Origin of the sequence: Massilia sp. YIM B02763, assembly GCF_030412015.1 — a bacterium.
In the GTDB taxonomy this organism is placed as follows: Bacteria; Pseudomonadota; Gammaproteobacteria; order Burkholderiales; family Burkholderiaceae_D; genus Telluria.
Genome location: NZ_JASNRD010000001.1, coordinates 65239 through 81001, shown reverse-complemented (window position 1 = coordinate 81001; position 15763 = coordinate 65239). Strand labels below are relative to the sequence as shown.

The window sequence follows — 15763 nt, the reverse complement described above, 5'->3', positions numbered from 1 at the left end:
GGCATCATGGAGAGAGCGCTGCGCAGCGCTCGGCCAGCAGCGCATGCAGCTGGCGCACGGCCGGCGAGAACTGGCGCCGGTGCGGGCATACCATGTTCAGCGGCGCGGGTTCGCCCGGCTGGTCCGGCAGCACGACGGCCAGGCGGCCCGCGCGCACGTCCGTGCCCACGTCCAGCCAGGAGCGGTAGGCGATGCCTTCGCCGGCCAGCACCCAGCGCCGCACCACGTCGGAGTCGTCGCACACGAGCGCGCCCTTCACCTGGACGATGCGGCGCGCCTTGCCGATCGGGAAGACCCATTTGTCGTAGACGCGTCCCTGCAACTGCCACAGCAGGCAGCTGTGGTGCTGCAGGTCGTCCAGCGAGGCGGGGGCGCCGCATTGTTCCAGGTAGGCGGGCGAGGCGACCAGCACACGCCGGTTGTCCGGCGCCAGCGGTAGGGCGACGAAGCTGGCATCCTCGGGCTGGCCATAGCGCAGCGCGATGTCGACGCGGTCGCGGAACACGTCCGTCACCTGGTCCGACAGCTGCAGGCGCACTTCCAGGCGCGGGTGGCGGCGGCGGAACTCGCCGATCCACGGCAGCAGCAGGTTGCGGCCGAAGTCGGACGGCGCGGCCAGCAGCAGGGTGCCCGTCAGCTCGGCGTCGTCGCGGCGCAGCACTTCGCGTCCGCTGTGCAGCAGCTCGATGACTTCCCTGGCATACGGCAGGTAGCGTTCTCCCTCGTCCGTCAGGCGCAGGCTGCGCGTGGAGCGGGCGAACAGGCGCAGTTCGAGGTCGCGCTCCAGGCGCATGATGGCCGCGCTGACCTGGCCGGGCAGCAGGTTCGCTTCGCGCGCCGCCTTGGAGAAGCTGCCGCAGGCCGCCGTGCGGACGAACAGGTCGAGATCTTCGAAGCGGACCATTTTCACTCCGCGAGTGAAAGTGCTAACCGATTCCACCAGTTTTTCATCAGCTCGGCACTTCCTATCATGGGACCCATCTCCTTCGTGTGACGTAAGCAACAAAGCAGCAGTCTACACGCGGGAGCCACCGTACAACAAAACAACGCTTCACCCCATCCATATAGATAGAAGGAGTCCACCATGAAACGCTTGAAGATCTCCGCCCTCGTCGCCGGCGCCGTGTTCGCCGCCTCCGGCATCGGTCATGCGTTCGCCGCGGACGCGAAGCCGGCCGCCGCCGTCGAGCGCGTGGCCGAGTTCACCGGCGCGATGCCGACCGGCGTGACCGTCACGGAGACGGGCCGCATCTTCGTCAACTTCCCGAAATGGGGCGACGACGTCAAGTTCAGCGTGGCCGAAGTCGTGAACGGCAAGACGGTCGCCTATCCGGACGCCGCCTTCAACCAGGAAAACGCCGATCCGGCCAAGGGCCTGATCAGCGTGCAGAGCGTCGTCGCGGACGGCCAGGGCCGCGTGTGGATCCTCGACACGGCCGCGCCGGGCTTCGGCGAGCCGAAAGCCGGCGGCGCCAAGCTGGTGGCGGTGGACCTGAAGACCAACAAGGTCGTCAAGACCGTCGTGTTCCCGGCCGACGTGATCCTGCCGACCACCTACGTCAACGACATGCGTTTCGACTTCCGCGTCGGCAGCGAAGGCGTGGCCTACGTCACGGACTCGTCCATCAAGGGTCCGGGCGGCCTGATCGTGCTCGACCTGGGCACCGGCAAGGCGCTGCGACGCCTGAGCGGCAGCCCGCTCACGTCCCCGGAAAAGGGTTTCGCGGCGCGTGTGGAAGGCAAGCCGCTCGCATCGACCGGCCCCGACGGCAAGTCCCAGCCGTTCAACGTGGCATCCGACGGCATCGCGCTGTCGGGCGACGGCAAGACGCTGTACTTCTCGGCGCTGTCCGCGCGCACGCTCTACTCGGTGCCGACCGCGCTGCTGCGCGACCCGGCCGTCACCGACGCCCAGATCGCCAAGGCCGTGAAGAACCTGGGCAAGAAGGGCGCTTCGGACGGCCTCGAGGCGGACGCCGCCGGCAACGTCTATGGCGGCGACTACGAACACAATGCGATCCGCAAGCTGTCGGCGGACGGCAAGTGGAGCACCATCGCCCAGGGTCCGGACATCGTGTGGCCCGACACGCTGTCGATCGGTCCGGACGGCTACCTGTACTTCACCGCCAACCAGCTGAACCGCCAGGCCGGCTTCAACAACGGCAAGGACTTGCGCCAGCAACCCTACCGCCTGCTGCGCGTGAAGATCGGCACGGCACCGGCCCCCACCAAGTAATCAAGCACGCAAACGAGCACACGAAGGAGAACACCATGGATATCGTCCAAGTCGCGCGCGAGCGCCGTACCGTCAAGGCCTACGACAGCGCGCGCCGCATCCCGGCCGGCATCGTCGAGCGCCTGCGCGAACTGCTGCGCCTGGCCCCGTCGTCGGTGAATTCCCAGCCCTGGCACTTCGTCATGGCGTCGACCCCGGAAGGCAAGGAGCGCATCGCCAAGGCGGCCGACGCCGGCTACCAGTACAACGCGCCGAAGATCCGCGACGCCTCGCACGTGGTCGTGCTGGCCAGCCGCGTCGAGCCCGACGCCTCCCACCTGCAGGCGGTGCTGGCGCAGGAAGAGCGCGATGGCCGCTTCATCAACGATGCGGCCAGGACCTCCCAGGACGGCTCGCGCAAGTCGTACACGAACCTGCACCGCTTCGAGCGCAAGGACGTGGCGCACTGGCACGAAAAACAGACCTACCTGGCCCTGGGTACGCTGCTGCTGGGCGCCGCGGCCCTCGAAGTCGGCGCGACGCCGATGGAAGGTTTCGATGCGGCCGTGCTGGACCGCGAGCTGGGGCTGCGCGAGAAGGGCTACACGGCGACGGTGATCGTGTCGTTCGGCTATGGCGGGAATGACGACTTCAATGCGAAGCTGCCGAAGTCGCGCCTGGCGGAGGATGTGCTGTTCACCGACATCTGAACGCCGGTCCGCGGCTGAAGAGCGTCGTCCCTGCGCAGGCAGGGACCCAATCTCATGTGCGCAGCAGCGATGCTCGCAAGATTGGATTCCGCCTGCGCGTGGATGAAGTGTGCCGCCTGCGCGCCGATGTCAGGTCGCCGCCGTTCCGATCAAGGATAGCAGCGACACCGCCGCGGCTCCCATCCCCAGTCTCGCCACGCCGCGCGTCGCGTACGTCAGCATCATGGCCAGCGCCCCCGCGGCCACCGTCAGCATCCCCGCCCACGCCACCCAGCCCTGTCCCGCGCCGCGCAGGGCGATGCAGGCCAGCAGCGATACGGCCAGGCCCGCGATCCCGCCCACGTGCAGCCAGCGTTTCGACGCGGGCCGCGGTTCCGAGCCCCGCCCGTGCAGCTGTTCCCAGTGACGGTCCATCGCGAGGCTGAGGGAGACGAAACCGGCCATCGCGGCGCCGAGACCCGCCAGCGCCAGCAGGAAGTCATGCATGCCGCTCATGCCGTGCGCTCCGCCAGGCGCGGCGCCGCCGCGGTGCGTGCGCGCAGCCGGTACGCGGCCGCCAGCAGCAGCACGCCCAGCAGCAGGCTCACGAGGTCGAAGCCCGCGATGGCCCACAGGCCCTGCGACAGGCTCGTCGCCAGGCCGGCGCCGCCGGTGGCGGCGTTCAGTACCGGCAGCAGGGCGAACAGCGCGCCGCCCACGGCCAGCTGCAGGCGCCACATCCAGCGCGTCGGAAAGGCCAGGCCGGATACGGCGGCGACGGCCCAGGCGCCGAAGAACCAGGCGATTTCCACGTCCGCTCGCCCGGCGCCGCCCACCGGGACCAGGCGGTTGGCCCAGAAGAACACGGGCATGGCGGCCAGCAGGCCGGCGATGCCGGCCACGTTCAGGCCGTCGACGAGGCGCAGACCGAAGCCGATGCTGCCGTCCTTGCGTACCTTGAGGTGCCTGGGGCGCTCCTTCACGGCCCACATCAGCAGGCCCGTGGCGACCATCGCGCAGCCGGCCAGGCCGGAAACGAAGAACAGCGCGCGCACGAACGGGTCGGCGAAGCGGCCCACGTGCAGGCCGTACAGTACGCCGCGCGTCTGCACCGCGCCGCCGCTCGCGTGCGCCGGGTCGGAGAGCAGCTTGCCGGTGGCGCCGTCGAAGACGAGGTTGGGCAGGTCCTGCGTCATGTCGCGGCCCTCCTGCAGCACGAGGTTGACGGTGGCGTTGGCATGGCCGGGGTTGGTGACCGTGATCCGTCCCACGGGCGCGCCCTGCCACAGGCGGCTCGCCTCGGCCACCATCGGGCCCAGCGGCGCGAGGGGCGCCAGTTCCTTCGAGGGCTTCGTGGTGCCGGCCGGCCCGCCGTTCAGGTCCGCGTAAAAGGCCTCGGACCGGTCGTGGTAGACGGCCTGCACACCGGCCGGCAGGTACATGAACATCAGGGTCACGAGGCCCGTGTACGTGATCATCAGGTGGTAGGGCAGGGCCAGCACGGCGCTGACGTTGTGGGCGTCGAGCCAGGAGCGCTGGCCCTTGCCCGGCCGGAAGGTGAAGAAATCCTTGAAGATGTGCTTGTGGGTGACGATGCCGGACAGGATGGCCACCAGCATGAACATGGCGCAGAAGCCGACGATCCAGCGTCCCCACAAGGCCGACATGTAGTGCAGGTCGAAGTGCAGGCGGAAGAAGAAGTCGCCGCCGCGGGTCGCGCGTGCCTTGGCCAGTTCCTGGCCGGTTGCCGGGTCGATCGTCACGCTGCCGAAGCTGCGGCGCTTCGGCCGCGCGTCCGGGGCGGCGCCCTTGGGCGGCGCCGGGATCCAGCCCGCTTCCAGCGCCGGGTTGCGGCGCGTAGGCATCGTGATGAACCAGCGCCGGCTGGTGCCGGCCTTGGCCTCCAGCGTCTTGCGGGCGAGGTCGATGGCGGCGGCCTGCGGCACGCGGGCCGGCGCGGCCGCGTGCAGCTCCGGCTTCATCCACAGCGTCATCTCGTCGCGGAAGTAGCTGGCAGTGCCGGCCGCGAACACCATGAACAGGATCCAGCCGACCAGCAGGCCCGACCAGGTGTGCAGCCATGCCATCGATTGGCGGAAGCCTTCCTTCATGCGCCACCTCCGGCGGCGCGCAGCGCCTGCGCCGCGATGGCTGCCAGCGCGCAGGCGCCGCCCAGTCCCAGCCAGGCGCGCGTGGCGCTCGCCGCCGCGAACGCCCACATTGCCGCGACGGCATAGATGGCCAGCCCGGCGAGCGTCGCCGCGACCACGTTGTCGACCGGAGCCATGGACAGGCCAAGGGTGAGGGCACGCGTGCACAGGCTGGCCAGCAGATAGCCGCCGCAGATCGCTGCAACGGCGCGCGACGCGACGGCCGCCCGGTAGCGCAGGCCGTGGGCCGGAAGCGTTCGCGCGGGGCGCGCTTCCTCGGATGAAGTGGAGTGCATGGTGGTCGAGTTCGGAACGGAATGAGAATGATTCTCATTATAGTCACGTGTTCAACATGTTGGAAAGCCTTGCAAGGCGGGTGTGGCCAAGTAAGGAAATATTCTTGCGAAATAATGAAAAGCATGGACATGTCGGAATGTTATGGCTATAGTTGCGAGCAATTCTCATTTGCGAATGATTCCCATTAGCGTTCGCAATCGTTTCTACCGCCTATTCGAGGAGTCCCATGACGTTCCGCCCGCAGGCCGAGGCCGCCGCTCCCTTCCATCCCTTCCCCCTGCGCGGCACTGCCCGGGCCGCGATGCTGCGTGCCGCCCTCGGCTGCGCCACCGCCTTCGCCGTGCATGCCGCCCATGCGGGCGACGCCGCGCCGGCAAGTGCGCCCGCGCCGGAAGAGACGGACCGTCCGGTATCGACCGTCACCATCACGGGCAGCACGGAAAAGGAGGACGGTTTCGCGGCCAGGAAGGCCTCGGTGTTCAAGGGCATCGACGATATCCGCGAAGTGCCGCAGCCCGTCACGGTGCTGACACGCCAGTTCCTCGACGACCGCCTGCTGCCCGACCTGCACGACGTGATGCGCAATATTCCCGGCGTGACCGTCGATTACACGGACAGTGAGCGCGTGAACTATTACTCTCGCGGCTACCAGATCGACGCGCTGCAGATCGACGGCATGACCATGACCCAGGGCGGCACGATGTTCATCCAGCCCGATACGGCCGTGCTGGACCGCATCGAAGTACTGCGCGGCGCCTCAGGCATGCTGCGCGGATCGGGCAATCCGTCGGCGGCCGTGAACCTGGTGCGCAAGCGCCCGACGAAGGACTTCCAGGCCAGCGCCTCGGCCATCGTGGGCAGCTGGGACCGCCGCCGCGTCGAGGCCGACGTGTCCAGCCCCTTGAACGCGGCCGGTACGATGCGCGGCCGCGTCGTCGCCGTGAAGGACAAGAAGGACTTCTTCCAGGACGCGCGCAAGGAAGACCGCGAAGTCCTGTACGCCGTCGTCGACGCGGACCTGACGCCGGACACGACGCTCACCGCCAGCCTGCAGCACACCGACCTGGACGCGACGGGCGCCTGGGGCAACCTGCCGGTGAACCTGGACGGCAGCCCGTTGAACTTCCCGCGCTCGACCTACCTGGGCACGGACTGGAACCGCTGGAACCGCTACAACGACCAGGCGATGCTGGAACTGAACCACCGGTTCGCGAACGGCTGGAACGTCCGGGCCGGCGCCCAGTACACGGGCCTGAAGATCAAGCCGTGGGGCTTCCTCCAGTCCTATTTCACCCGTCCGGCGGGCGCCACCAACCCCTATCTGTTCAACGTCAGCACCTCGGCGTACACGGGCGACACCAGCAACCAGCGCGTCTATTCGTTCACCGCGGACGGCCCGTTCGAGGCGTTCGGCCGCAAGCACACGCTCGTCGTCGGCGCCGAGAAGGTGGACTACGACACCATCGGCACCTCGGGCGTCTTCAACCTGGGTCCCATGGCCAATGTCGACATCCGCACCTGGAACCCCCATACGAGCTACGCGCAGCCGGCCATCACCACCGTCGGTACCACGCCGTATTCCGCGCCGGGCAACAAGACGAGCCAGAAGGGCGTGTACGCCACCACGCGCCTGTCGATCACGGACCCGCTCGCGGTGCTGGCGGGCGCGCGCCTGAGCTGGTGGGAATACGTCGTACCGACCGCGCCGAGCGGCAACTACAAGATCGACCGCCAGACCACGCCCTACGCCGGCATCACCTATGACATCAACCGCAACGTCAGCGCCTACGCCAGCTATACGGAGATCTTCACGCCGCAGAACTACAAGGACGCCTGCGGCGGCATCCTGAAGCCGGTGACCGGCAAGGACTACGAAGCGGGCCTGAAGGGAGAATTCTTCGGCGGCCGCCTGACGGGATCGCTGTCGCTGTTCCGCATCGATAACGAGGGCAAGGCCACCCAGGACCTGGCCGGCGGCAACCCGTGCCTGCCGTGGTACCCGACCGGTTACTGCTACGTCGACGGGGGCAAGCAGCGCAGCCAGGGCTGGGAACTGGAAGTGTCCGGCGAGGTGTGGCCGGGCGTCGAGCTGCAGGGCGGCTACACCAATACCCGCACCAAGTACCTGAGCGACAGCACGGCGTCCAACGTCGGCCAGCCGCTGCGCAGCATCGATCCGAAGCACCAGCTGCGCGTGTTCGCCACCTGGCGTCCGGACGGCATGCTGTCCGGCTGGACGTTCGGCGGCGGCGTGCAGGCCCAGGGCGACAGCTACGTCCGCGCCGGCGCGCTGACGGCGAGCCAGGGCGGCTACACCGTGGCCAACGCGATGGCGGCCTACCGCTTCAACCCGACCTGGTCGCTGCAGGCGAACGTGAACAACCTGTTCGACAAGGTGTACTACGCCAAGTACAGCCCGAACACGATCGGCAACTACTACGGCGACCCGCGCAACGTGCTGGTGTCGCTGCGGGCGAAGTTCTGACGGCAGCGGCGGGTGCGCCGCGGCGGTGCATTCCGGCGTCGCCGCGGTGCGCCGCAGGGCCATCCGCGTGCATCGGCGGCGGCCGTGTTCCGGGACGTCCGTTTTTGGTGAATTTCGGATAGATATATTGCAACGTCTCAGGTATCTTACCGGTTTTGCGGACGGCATCCCGCCGGCCGCACAGCATGGGAAGAGACGATGGAAGAGCTGGTCGGCAGTATCAACGGGATCATCTGGAGCCCGGCCCTGATTGCCCTGTGCCTTGGCGTGGGCCTGTATTTTTCGCTGCGTTCGCGCTTCCTGCAGGTGCGGCATTTCCGCGAAATGCTGCGCCTGATGATGGAAGGGAAGAGTTCGGAGCAGGGCGTGTCCTCGTTCCAGGCGCTGGCCATGACGCTGGCCGGCCGCGTCGGCACCGGCAACATCGCCGGCGTGGCGACGGCCATCACCTTCGGCGGCCCCGGCTCCGTGTTCTGGATGTGGGCCGTGGCCTTCCTGGGCGCCAGCTCCGCCTTCGTCGAGTCCACGCTGGGCCAGGTCTACAAGGAGCAGATCGGCAAGGAATACCGCGGCGGCCCCGCGTTCTACATCGAGAAGGGCCTGGGCATGAAGTGGTACGCATGGACCTTCGCCATCGCCACCATCCTCGCCACCGGCGTGCTGCTGCCCGGCGTGCAGGCCAATTCCATCGCCGAGAGCCTGAAGACGGCCACCGGCATCGACCCGAACGTCACGGCCGCCCTGCTGGCGATCGCGCTGGGCTTCATCATCTTCGGCGGCATCAAGCGCATCGCGCAGTTCGCCGAAATCGTCGTCCCCTTCATGGCGCTGGCCTACATCATCGTCGCCTGCGTCATCGTGTTCCTCAACATCGGCCAGCTGCCCGGCGTCGTCAAGCTGATCTTCAGCTCCGCCTTCGGCATGGACGCGGCCTTCGGCGCCATCGTCGGCATGGCGGTGCAGTGGGGCGTCAAGCGCGGCGTCTATTCCAACGAGGCGGGCCAGGGCACCGGCCCGCACGCCTCGTCCGCGGCGGAGGTGAGCCATCCCGTCAAGCAGGGCCTCGTGCAGGGCTTCTCGGTGTACATCGACACGCTGTTCGTCTGCTCGGCCACGGCCTTCATGCTGCTGATCACGGGCCAGTACAACGTCGAACGCGCCGACGGCTCGCCCATCTACACGGGCGTGCACGGCGTGGCCGCGGGACCGGGCTACGTGCAGACTGCGCTGGAAAACGTGATGCCCGGCTTCGGTTCGCTGTTCGTGGCGCTGGCGCTGCTGTTCTTCGCGTTCACGACCATCGTCGCGTATTACTACATCGCCGAAACCAATATCGCCTACATCAACCGCGCCGCCCACCGTCCGTGGATGAGCTTCGTGCTCAAGCTGTGCATGATGGCCGCCACCGTGTACGGCTGCATCAAGACGGCCGACGTGGCGTGGGCGCTGGGCGACATCGGCGTGGGCCTGATGGCATGGCTGAACATCGTCGCCATCGTCCTGCTGCACAACGTCGCCTTCAAGTGCCTGCGCGACTACGAGGCGCAGAAGAAGGCGGGCAAGGAGCCGGAATTCGATCCGGCCACGCTCGGCATCGCCAACGCCGCCTACTGGGAAGGGCGCGCGGCGGCGCGTGCGCGCGAGGAAAGGGCCGTGCACGAGCAGTGAAGTGCATGCGCGCGACATGAACCTGTCATGTGCGCACCCTATCATGTCGGCCTCGCCGGATGGGCCGGCGGGGCCGCAGCCCGGATCCTTGTCGATCCGGGTTGCGGCGCCGGCGCGGCGACGGTAATGTGAAAGCGCAAGTCGGCAACCATCTGATACGGACATCGGCGGAACCATGAAAAGCGGCACACCGTTATACAAGAACCACGTATTGATGCTGTCGCAGAGCTTCTTCATCAAGGACAACCAGGCCGAGCTCCAGCTCCACGCGCACAAGTACGACTTCGACATCCGCTTCTTCCACGAGGCGCGCGCCTTCGTGGCGGCGGTGGCCGCCGAAGAGGGCAACAGCCTGTTCGTGATCGACCTGGACGCCATCCACAACATGCAGGCCGACCAGGGCGACGGCCGCCGCACGCTGATGCTGGGCGAGCTGCTGCAAAGCCTGCCGCCCGACCACGACTACATCTACCTGCAGAGCGCGCGCCAGGGCGGCCGCTTCCTGCTGCAGCAGCGCCTGGTGGACACGCACTGCCTGGCGTACGCCGAAAAGCCGATCGCCAACGACGTCCTCGTCGACAAGCTGTTCAACCTGTTCGTCCAGAAGAAGCACGGCGAGATCGTGGACGCGATCCTGCTCGGTGCGCTGCCGGCCTGGGACGAGGACCTGCTGCGCGCACGCCGCGTGCAGGTCGCCCACCACGCCGACCCGCTGACGCTGCACCTGCAGGTGAAGGAGCGCCAGCCCTGCATCGTGCTGGTCACGGACGCCGAATATGCGCGCACCGAGGCGCTCGTGCGCGTACTCAAGAAGGATATGGAAGCCGATCCCGTGCGCGAGATCATCCTGCTGCAGGGGCGCGACGACCCGGCGCTGGCGCGGCGCGCGCTCGACAGCGGCTTCGACGCGATCCTGGCCGGCGGCGATCCCGCGCTGCTGGCCGGGCAACTCGTGCGGCGCGCCGACAAGATCCGCATCAACCGCGACCTGATCAGCAAGGACCGCGCCACCGGACTGTTGAACAAGGTCGGCCTGCAGCGCAGGACCCAGGCACTCGTGGCCCAGGCCGCGCGCCAGGGGCGGCCGTTCGCCTACGGCGTCATCGACATCGACAAGTTCAAGACCATCAACGATACCTGGGGCCACAGCTTCGGCGACATCGTCATCAAGCGCCTGTCGCTGGTGCTGCAGGCGCACCTGGGCGAGGGCGACCTGCTGAGCCGCTTCGGCGGCGAGGAATTCGTCGTCGTCTTCGATGGCTGCGGCCTGGACGAAGGGTGCCGGCGCCTGGACGCGCTGCGCCAGGCGTTCGGCGCCATCCCGTTCGAGGTGGCGCCGGGCGACGTGCGGCATTTTTCGTTCAGCGCCGGCGTCGCGGCCTTCCCCGAGCAGAAAAGCGAGAACGAACTGTTCCTGCGCGCCGACGCCATGCTCTACAAGGCCAAGCAGGACGGGCGCAACCGGGTGTGCGGCGGCGCCCTGGCCGGGCGCCGCCTGTCGGCCTGACGCGCCGGGCCGCTACCCTCGCGTTGCGCGCAGCCGTCGGCGCCGCAGCGCGCCCAGTCCGGCCAGCAGTGCGGTGCCGGCACCGAACAGCGCGGCCGGGGCGGGTTCGGGAATCGGCGTGACCGAGACCGCCGATCCGGCCAGGCTCATCTCCACCGTTCCCATGGCCGCGGCATCGGCCGGATTGGCCATGGACGCCAGCAGGATGGCCGTATCGTCCAGCACCGGACGGTACTGGTCGGCCCTCAGCTCGGCGTCGGCCAGGTCGGACGACCACCATCCCTCCGGCTGTTCGATGAGCAGCTTGAGCTGGCCATGGGCACTGAAGCTGTTGCTGCCGTCGGCGATCTGCGTGCCCGTGTCCACGCTTCCCGTGGCGGCCAGCGTGGCGTAGAAGGTGACGGCGGTGTGCGGCGTCACGAAGAAGGCCAGGTGGTCGCTGTCCACGTCCTGGGTGGCGATCCGCGTGCGCGCCCCGACGGGCATGCGGGTGTCGATGCTCAGCACCTGCTGCAAGGGATCGTCGCGCCGGGCCAGCGCGGCGCCGATGGCGGCTTGCTGCCAGCCGTACGCCAGCGCGAGCGGACGGCTGTCCTGGCTCGTGCGCAGGTCGGCGTAGGACACGACGTCGGCGCCGCCAGGCAAGCGTTCGGAATAGGTCATGTACACCGAACCCGCGTGCGGCGCCCAGGGATCCGGCATGAAGGTCAGTCCGGGTGCGATGCCGTCGCCGGGAGCGAGGTCGGCCAGCATGAAGCCGAGGCTGGCGAGCTGCGCCTTCCCGTCGACGTCGGCGGCGGCGGGCCCGCAGCAGGCGAAGCCGACGAGCGGTGCCGCGAGGGTGCGTCCTTTGTCCATGGCTGCCTCCTGTTCCACTACCAGCATAGCACCGCCGCCTGCGCTGTCCATCCAAATCGTCCCGCGCCTCCCGTCGCGTCGGCGCAGCGCGACACCATGCACGACAGCTTGTGCAAGTCGGCATTTCGAATATGTACTTCGGATATGGATTGTATATGGAGCGTATGATGGGTATCGTGAATATCGAAGAAGAACTGCACGACCAGATCCGCAAGGCGAGCACGGTGTCCTACCGGTCGATCAATGCCCAGGCCGCGTTCTGGATCCGCATCGGCATGCTGTGCGAGATGAATCCCACGCTCGGCTTCAACGAGATCGTCGCGCGCGAATTGCGGGCCGCGGGCGTCGGGACGGAGGGCCCCGTGCCGCACGGATTGAAAGTCGCGTCATGACCAAGCGCCCGGAAGAAATCGTGCTGATGGCCGAGGCGGGCCGGCTGCTCGCGAGCGTGTTCGGCCGCCTGGACAAGCTCGACCTGGTCGGCATGTCGACCATGCAGGTCAACGACCTCGTGGACGGCCTGATCGTGGGCGAGCTGCGGGCGCGCCCGGCCAGCAAGGGCCAGTACGGCTATGCGTATGCGCTGAACGCCTCGCGCAACGCGGTGGTCTGCCACGGCGTGCCGTCGGACGCGGACATCCTGCGCAGCGGCGACATCGTCAACTTCGACATCACGCTGGAAAAGAACGGCTACATCGCCGATTCCAGCAAGACCTACCTGGTGGGCGCCGTGGCGCCGGCCGCGAAACGGCTGGTGCAGGTGACCTACGAGGCGATGTGGAAGGGCATCAAGGCGGTGCGCCCCGGCGCCCGGCTGGGCGACGTGGGCCACGCGATCGAGCGCCATGCGCGCCGCCACGGCTATTCGGTGGTGCGCGAATACTGCGGCCACGGCATCGGAAGGGAGATGCACGAGCCGCCGCAGGTGCTGCACTGGGGCCGGCCGCAGACCGGCCTGGTGCTGCGCGAAGGCATGGTCTTCACCATCGAGCCGATGCTCAACCAGGGGCGTCACGCGGTGCGCACCGAGGACGACGGCTGGACCGTCGTCACCTGCGACGGGCAGCTGTCCGCCCAGTTCGAGCACACGGTGGCCGTGACGCGCCACGGCGTGCGCGTGCTGACCCTGCGCGCGGACGAGCGCGTCCCGCAGTAACGCCCGGGCGGGCGCGCCGCGAGCGCGCTGCGCGCTAGGACGGCGTCACCGAGGGCGCGCGCTTCAGGCAGCGCAGCGTGAACGTCGACCGGGTATGCTTCACGCCCGGCAGCTTGTACAGCTTCTGGCGCAGGAAGCGTTCGTAGCCTTCCGTTCCCGACACGGCCACCTTGATCAGGTAGTCGTATTCCCCGGACAGCAGGTAGGCCTCCATCACTTCGGGCAGCTCGGCCAGCGCGTCCGAGAACGCCTTGAAGATCTCGTCGTCGTGGCGGTCCACCGTGACCTCGATGATCACCGTGTCCGGCATCCCCAGCGCGCGCTGGTCGAGCAGCGCCGCATAGCCCGTGATGTAGTCCGCTTCCTCCAGCGCCTTCACGCGGTGCCAGCAAGGCGTGGGCGACAGGTGCACCGTCTCGGCCAGCTTCTGGTTGCTGATTCTTCCATCCCTTGCCATCGCGCGTAGGATCTGGCGGTCGATCTCGTCGAGCTGGCCGTCTTTCATGTCAAGCCTTCCATCTTTATTGCCCAGGTTACGTAGAGGATCCTTCTTCATTATAGGTCATGTGAAGAGGATTCTTCGAAAATTGGCGCTGTTATCGCTATCAAACAAAAGCCTATTCTGCGCCGCATCATTTAACATCGCAGCTCGCTGATCAAGCGACCCCGCCCCGGTCGCGCCGTCCCCATTCAGGACGGCTTCATGCCGGGCTTGCCGCATTCATTACAGGAGTTCTCGTGTCGGAAGCAGTTTCACGATCCGGAGTAGGCGTTTCGAGCGATGTCTTGAATGCCGAGTTGCCGCTGATGCTCGTAACGCCCGCGCTGTTCGCCGCCAACCTGGTGGTGGCGCGCTGGGCCCAGGGCGCCGACATTCCTCCCGTGTTCCTCGCCTTCGGCCGCTGGGCGCTCGCGTTCCTGATCCTGGTCCCGACCGTCGGCCCGCGCCTGTGGGCCCAGCGCCACCTGCTGGCCGCCAACTGGCGGCGCCTGTTCCTGCTGGCCGGCCTGGGCATGGGCGTTGCCGTCGCCCCGCAATACGTGGGTGCCCGCCATACGGGCGCGGCCAACGTGGCGATCATCTTCGCGGCCTGCCCGGCGCTCGTCACCATGATTGAGACGCTGGTGTGGAAGGCGCCGCTGTCGCGCCGCCAGGCCGGCGGCATGTTCCTCGCGATCCTGGGCGTGCTGGTCGTGCTGTCCAAGGGCGACGTGACCGCACTGGGCCAGCTCCAGTTCGGCAGCGGCGACCTGTGGGTGGTGCTGGCCGCCACCGGCTGGTCGCTGTACACGGTGTTCAACAAGCGCCTGCCGCTGCCCCCGCTCCCCGGCACCGTCAAGCTGGCTGCGATGATCCTCGGCGGCGCCCTCGTGCTGGCGCCGTTCGCCGCCCTGGAGGCAGCGACCGGGAACGTCCCGAACTTCGGCGACGTGCGCGTGTACATCGCGCTGGCCTTCCTGGCCGTGGTGCCGAGCCTGGGCGCCTACTTCTGCTTCGACCGCCTGGTCGCCATCGCCGGCCCGGCGCGCGCCAGCATGTCGGTCTACCTGATCCCGCTGTTCGCCACGCTGGCCGCCTGGCCGCTGCTGAAGGAGGCGCCGCACCTGTACCACGCGGCCGGCTTCGGCATCATCCTGGCGGGCGTCGCCTTGTCGAGCATGCGCAAGCGCTGATCCGCGCCTACGCCACGTCGATCACCACCTTGCCCTTGGAGCGGCCGCGGTCGACGTAGGCCAGGGCTTCCGCGGTCTGTTCGAGCGGGAAGCTGCGGTCGATCACCGGCCGGATCGCGCCCAGCTCGACCAGGGCCGCCAGCTTGTCGAGTTGCGCCCCGTCCGCACGCATGAACAGGAACGTGTAGGTCACGCCGCGCCGTTTCGCCTGCGCGCGGATGCGCCGGCTCATCAGGCGTACGCCGAGGCGCATCGGCCACGAGAGGCCTTGCCGCGCGGCGAAGTCGGGCGTCGGCGGCCCCGAGATCGACACCAGGTGGCCGCCCGGCTTGAGAACCTGCAGCGATTTTTCCAGCACCTCCTTGCCCTGGCTGTTCAGCACGACGTCGTAGCCTTCCAGCCGCGTGGCGAAATCTTCCTTGCGGTAGTCGATCACGACGTCAGCGCCCAGGTCCTTCACCCAGCCGACGTTGTCGGTGCCCGTCGTCGTCGCGACGAAGGCGCCCAGGTACTTGGCGAGCTGGATGGCGATGGTGCCGACGCCGCCCGACCCCGCATGGATCAGCACCCGCTGGCCCGCCTGCAGGCGGGCGATCTCCACCAGCGCCTGCCAGGCCGTCAGGCCCACCAGCGGCAGGGCCGCTGCCTCCTTCATGTCGAGGTTGGCGGGCTTGCGCGCCAGCGCTTCCTGGCGCACGACGGCGTATTCCGCGAACGTGCCGATGCGCTCCGCGCCGAGCCGCGCATAGACTGCTGCGCCGGCCTGGAAGCGCTGCGCGCGGGCGCCGGCCGCCACCACCGTCCCGGCGCAATCGTTGCCGAGCACGAGGGGCAGCGGATACGGCAGGATCTTCTTGAACGCGCCGCTCCGGATCCTGTTGTCGAGCACGTTGACGCTGGCCGCGTGGACGCGCACCAGCACCTCGTCCTCCCTGAGTCGCGGCTGCAAGATGTCCGCCAGCCGGCCCGGACTATCCTTGCTGTAGCGGTCGATGACGAAAGCCTTCATGTTTCTTCACTCCTCCCTGGTCGTAGTCGGGCCGCCGCGCAGCGCAGCCGCTCGA

The 15763-nt window shown here is 68.1% G+C and carries 15 protein-coding genes; 8 read left to right on the top strand and 7 right to left on the bottom strand.

Features of this window, described 5'->3' with window-relative positions:
- Positions 1-4: 4 nt before the first annotated feature.
- Positions 5-904 (bottom strand): LysR family transcriptional regulator, encoded by a 900-nt coding sequence (locus QPK32_RS00335; RefSeq protein WP_290410795.1) that lies wholly within the window; start codon positions 902-904, stop codon positions 5-7.
- A gap of 180 nt (positions 905-1084) precedes the next feature.
- On the opposite strand from QPK32_RS00335, the gene QPK32_RS00330 reads away from it, so the two are divergent.
- Together QPK32_RS00330 and nfsB are read left to right on the top strand one after the other, a co-directional pair.
- On the top strand, positions 1085-2236 hold the full coding sequence (locus QPK32_RS00330; RefSeq protein ID WP_290410794.1) for an L-dopachrome tautomerase-related protein: 1152 nt from the start codon (positions 1085-1087) through the stop codon (positions 2234-2236).
- Between the two features lie 35 nt (positions 2237-2271).
- Complete coding sequence (gene nfsB / locus QPK32_RS00325; protein WP_290410793.1) at positions 2272-2925, top strand: oxygen-insensitive NAD(P)H nitroreductase; 654 nt, start codon at positions 2272-2274, stop codon at positions 2923-2925.
- Between the two features lie 129 nt (positions 2926-3054).
- Here the strand turns inward: nfsB and QPK32_RS00320 are convergent, their stop codons facing one another.
- From QPK32_RS00320 to QPK32_RS00310, 3 genes are read right to left on the bottom strand one after another with little or no spacing between them, the layout of a single operon-like run.
- Positions 3055-3420 (bottom strand): DUF3325 domain-containing protein, encoded by a 366-nt coding sequence (locus QPK32_RS00320; RefSeq protein ID WP_290410792.1) that lies wholly within the window; start codon positions 3418-3420, stop codon positions 3055-3057.
- Positions 3417-5015 (bottom strand): PepSY domain-containing protein, encoded by a 1599-nt coding sequence (locus QPK32_RS00315; RefSeq protein ID WP_290410791.1) that lies wholly within the window; start codon positions 5013-5015, stop codon positions 3417-3419. Before QPK32_RS00315 ends, QPK32_RS00320 begins: the two co-directional genes overlap by 4 nt.
- A complete protein-coding gene (locus QPK32_RS00310) occupies positions 5012-5350 on the bottom strand; it encodes a DUF3649 domain-containing protein (protein ID WP_290410790.1) in 339 nt (112 codons plus the stop codon). The genes QPK32_RS00315 and QPK32_RS00310 overlap by 4 nt, the downstream gene beginning before the upstream one ends.
- A 227-nt stretch (positions 5351-5577) precedes the next feature.
- On the opposite strand from QPK32_RS00310, the gene QPK32_RS00305 reads away from it, so the two are divergent.
- From QPK32_RS00305 to QPK32_RS00295, 3 genes are all read left to right on the top strand, one after another.
- Positions 5578-7836, top strand: coding sequence for a TonB-dependent siderophore receptor (locus tag QPK32_RS00305; protein ID WP_290410789.1), 2259 nt, complete (start codon positions 5578-5580; stop codon positions 7834-7836).
- A 198-nt stretch (positions 7837-8034) separates the two neighbouring features.
- Positions 8035-9504, top strand: a complete 1470-nt coding sequence (locus QPK32_RS00300; RefSeq protein WP_290410788.1) for a sodium:alanine symporter family protein — start codon at positions 8035-8037, stop codon at positions 9502-9504.
- Between the two features lie 175 nt (positions 9505-9679).
- Positions 9680-11011, top strand: coding sequence for a diguanylate cyclase (locus tag QPK32_RS00295; protein ID WP_290410787.1), 1332 nt, complete (start codon positions 9680-9682; stop codon positions 11009-11011).
- 12 nt (positions 11012-11023) lie between these two features.
- On the opposite strand, the gene QPK32_RS00290 is transcribed toward QPK32_RS00295, so the two are convergent.
- Positions 11024-11869, bottom strand: coding sequence for a hypothetical protein (locus tag QPK32_RS00290; protein ID WP_290410786.1), 846 nt, complete (start codon positions 11867-11869; stop codon positions 11024-11026).
- 167 nt (positions 11870-12036) lie between these two features.
- Between QPK32_RS00290 and QPK32_RS00285 the strand changes: the two genes are divergently transcribed.
- Both QPK32_RS00285 and map read left to right on the top strand, forming a co-directional pair.
- A complete protein-coding gene (locus tag QPK32_RS00285) occupies positions 12037-12261 on the top strand; it encodes a ParD-like family protein (protein WP_290411372.1) in 225 nt (74 codons plus the stop codon).
- Positions 12258-13025, top strand: a complete 768-nt coding sequence (gene map, locus QPK32_RS00280; protein ID WP_290410785.1) for a type I methionyl aminopeptidase — start codon at positions 12258-12260, stop codon at positions 13023-13025. Before QPK32_RS00285 ends, map begins: the two co-directional genes overlap by 4 nt.
- A gap of 34 nt (positions 13026-13059) precedes the next feature.
- Here the strand turns inward: map and QPK32_RS00275 are convergent, their stop codons facing one another.
- Complete coding sequence (locus tag QPK32_RS00275; protein ID WP_290410784.1) at positions 13060-13530, bottom strand: Lrp/AsnC family transcriptional regulator; 471 nt, start codon at positions 13528-13530, stop codon at positions 13060-13062.
- A gap of 302 nt (positions 13531-13832) precedes the next feature.
- On the opposite strand from QPK32_RS00275, the gene QPK32_RS00270 reads away from it, so the two are divergent.
- Positions 13833-14699, top strand: a complete 867-nt coding sequence (locus tag QPK32_RS00270; protein WP_290410783.1) for a DMT family transporter — start codon at positions 13833-13835, stop codon at positions 14697-14699.
- A 7-nt stretch (positions 14700-14706) separates the two neighbouring features.
- Here the strand turns inward: QPK32_RS00270 and QPK32_RS00265 are convergent, their stop codons facing one another.
- Complete coding sequence (locus QPK32_RS00265) at positions 14707-15708, bottom strand: NADP-dependent oxidoreductase (RefSeq protein ID WP_290410782.1); 1002 nt, start codon at positions 15706-15708, stop codon at positions 14707-14709.
- Positions 15709-15763 lie beyond the last annotated feature (55 nt).